This is a genomic window from Acinetobacter sp. ABJ_C1_1 (genome assembly GCF_044684115.1).
Classification (GTDB): domain Bacteria; phylum Pseudomonadota; class Gammaproteobacteria; order Pseudomonadales; family Moraxellaceae; genus Acinetobacter; species Acinetobacter nosocomialis_A.
Genome location: NZ_JBITPU010000035.1, coordinates 1 through 3,247, shown reverse-complemented (window position 1 = coordinate 3,247; position 3,247 = coordinate 1). Strand labels below are relative to the sequence as shown.

Here is a 3,247-nt window from a genome sequence, read left to right as displayed (position 1 = left end):
GTCCATATATCAAAAAAAACCTCTATAAAGTCTTTATCATCTATTGCCAAATTCTTTAAGAACCAAAGATTGGTTTCGTTATCATCTTGTTTAATTGATTTTATAGGACTTTTCCTTAAATCAAACTTACAAGTAGGGCATTCGAATAATGACCTACGATTTATTGGTAAAATGTTATAACACTCTGGACAATTAACAGTTAAATTAATTTTGTGTTCAGGACAGATTGTAAGAGGATTTAATAACCAGTTTTTTCTCCAGTACCCATTATTTTCTAAGCAAATTGAACAGAATTTATTTAAACTAAATGATAACAATTGGGTTTGAATTTTTTTATCGTTATCCCAGATAAAATATTGAAGTGGTGGAGGAGTTTTTCTTATAACGAGTTTCAATAAGTCATCAGAAAAGTTTAAGTTTTCTATAATTTTTTTTACTTTAACTTCATCAGTAAATATTGAATTATATGATAATTTATAAACTGAAATACCAGCACTATTTAGCATTTTTTGGGGGGATTGGTAACCATTTGGATATGAGGCTCTTAATAAGAAGCTTGCTATGAATTCATCTGGAAATGGAATTGGGGTATGAGAAAGCGTTAATTTTTTCATGATTTAAATAAGAATTTCAGTAATTTGTGTAGAGTGGATTTTAAAAATATCTTTTTTCGTCATAGGTTTATATAAAATACTTTTCAAGGCATAAGCTTCATGAAAATCACTCAATATAACGACTGATCGACTATTCTGTAAGGTATTTAGGCAACTCTGATGTATAAGCTGCATGACATATGCTTGATAACCACTTGTCGCCAAAAATATGCGTTTTAAGAGATCATTTGAGGAAATTTCTGGATCAAATGAAATATTAAAGTTTTTAGACATGTATTTGGCTGTCTGCCGAAGAAAAGGCTTAAGTGTTCCTTCCTTAGAGTGAGTATCCAGTGTTAGGGGATTAAGTTTTAGAACGCGAGAAAATCTACGGGCTAATTGACTATCAATAAATAAATTTTCTTGAATATTTGGTAAGCCGACTAAACATATACATATTTTCGTTTCATCTGCCAGGGTCTTAATCCAGTTTGCAACATTTTCAGAAGTTTTATTTTTTTGAGCACATGAACTGTAAATATGATGAAATTCATCAAGCATTATCAGCTGCGTTTTACATTCTTTTAATAGAATGCGTAATCGATAATTTAGCTGTTCACTTGTACCTTTATGATCTGTACAGCCTAACTCTTCAAGCATTCGGATTGCTAAACTTTTAATAGTGATAGGGGCTGGTACAGGAAAGTAAAAAGCGGGAACAATTAATTTTTCCATGTTGTTCTCATAAGATTTATAAAATTTATACCTACTTTTAATAAGTTTACATATTGTTGATTTACCAACCCCACCATCGCCTAGCAGTAAACAGCCAATTGGTTGACTATTCATCTGACTCATCTGCATACATTCTTCAATCGCATTTAGAGCATTTGAAAAATCAGAATGATGACAAATAAAATTTTTTAATATAGAAAGTGTTTCAATATGTAGGTTATTATTCATCTAAATTAATCTCTTCATAAAAAAAATCGGTTGGATCAGTTTCTAAATCGTTATAAGCAAGCTGTGAAATCATTTCTACATGATTTGTGGATGAAAAATTCTGATCCTTTTCAATAATTACTGGGATCATATTTAGACGATTTTCTTGATCTGCAATCATCCTTGTTAGGTCATTTTTAACCTGTCTAAAACGTTTATTTTTCTTATTAAGAGTTTGTATCTTTTGTAAGAAGTTTAAGCGAGCCAAATATAATACTTCCTCATTTTCAATTTCTTGAGGATCGCTACTATACTTTTCTCGTAATATTTCCTTTGCTTCAAGCCATTCAGCTAAAGTCAAGCCTTTAGTTGCGTCAGGATAAATGGAGTCGGCCTGAATTAGATTATTGTTATTAAAAGGATCTTGTATGTAAATGCTACTTAAATCCAGTTGATCGACATAGATAGTAACTTTCTCTTTAAAACGATAATTTAATGTTGCAAGGGCTTGAGATTTATATCTTAGACCTTTCAAGTTTATTTGACCTTTGTTGATTCTATATCGAAAAACGGTTCGACATTTTCTTTCAATTTCTAATTCAGGTATTGTTAAAACTGGGAATATTTTTGAAGCTTCTATCCACATTTTTTCTGGTCGCTGATTTGTAACAGAGTGAACTCTTTTATGATAAATATTCTCAATCCATTCATTTAGTAAGTCTCTTAATACTTCTAACGTATAACATGCATTCTCGGTAGAGTCATAATCCCCTCGATGTAGTGGTGATGAATATGTGGTACCTTTAAGTTTATGGATAATATTTTCATTTAATGTTTTAAAAAAGCTTTCAATATGCGCTTTATGATTTGGTGAGTAGGGTTGCGATTCTGATTTTGTGATATTAAAATTATTACAAAAATTAGCTAAAGCATTATTATTAAATTCACAACCATTATCAGGAATTATTATTGAAGGTAAACCTCCCATCTGATCGTGATGTGGTCTCATCAACATGTTTTTAAGTGCTAATAATGTTTTTGTTGCAGATGGTGGTAGCATACATAAATGCCACCCAACAACTGCTCTAGTATAAATATCTATGATGATACAAAGTTGTGGTCTACCAATTACATTTCCACTTTTATCAACAATGATACAATCAATTTCATGCGTATCAATTTGAACTATCGCAAGTAAACCTGGGGAATTTAAGCTTTGACCTGAAGCTTTAAAAATCTTATTTGCCTCTCTTTTACCTTTTTTATTTCTAACCGAAAGATATGGGTCGAGTCTTTCAAAACGTCTATATATGGTCCGTTTTGATGGTATATTGGTGTTTAGATTGATGGATAATATTCGATTTTTGATAGTTAAATAAGCATCATTTGGACTAAAATTTTCCCTCTCTTTTATGAATTCTAGAATGACTTCATTAATAATGTTTTCAACTTGAATTGGGAATCTTAAACTTTTATTTCCTCCTATTTCTTTATAAAAACAATTGAATGAATTAGCATCATCTCGATACTTTTTAATATATCTTGCTAAAGTACTCGCAGATATTTTTCTCAGATTTGGATTTTCTTTCATTACTTTTAAGATTGAATTTTCTAGTTTTTGGGGGGTGCATGGAACTTTATTACTAAAAAAATAACTGAGATACTTTGAAATTTCTTCAATTTTTAGAGCTTGATTTTTATAGGTCTGTTTA

3 protein-coding genes are annotated in these 3,247 nt (G+C 30.3%); all 3 read right to left on the bottom strand.

Annotated features, from left to right (window positions below; all coding sequences use genetic code 11):
* Positions 1-614, bottom strand: a 614-nt coding sequence (locus ACG59Z_RS18710; RefSeq protein WP_400200715.1) for a TniQ family protein, incomplete at its 3' end; no start/stop codon positions are given.
* A gap of 3 nt (positions 615-617) precedes the next feature.
* A complete protein-coding gene (locus ACG59Z_RS18705) occupies positions 618-1,556 on the bottom strand; it encodes a TniB family NTP-binding protein (RefSeq protein WP_396522981.1) in 939 nt (312 codons plus the stop codon).
* A partial coding sequence (locus ACG59Z_RS18700; RefSeq protein WP_400200713.1) for a DDE-type integrase/transposase/recombinase occupies positions 1,549-3,247 on the bottom strand: 1,699 nt, incomplete at its 5' end. The genes ACG59Z_RS18700 and ACG59Z_RS18705, both read right to left, overlap by 8 nt.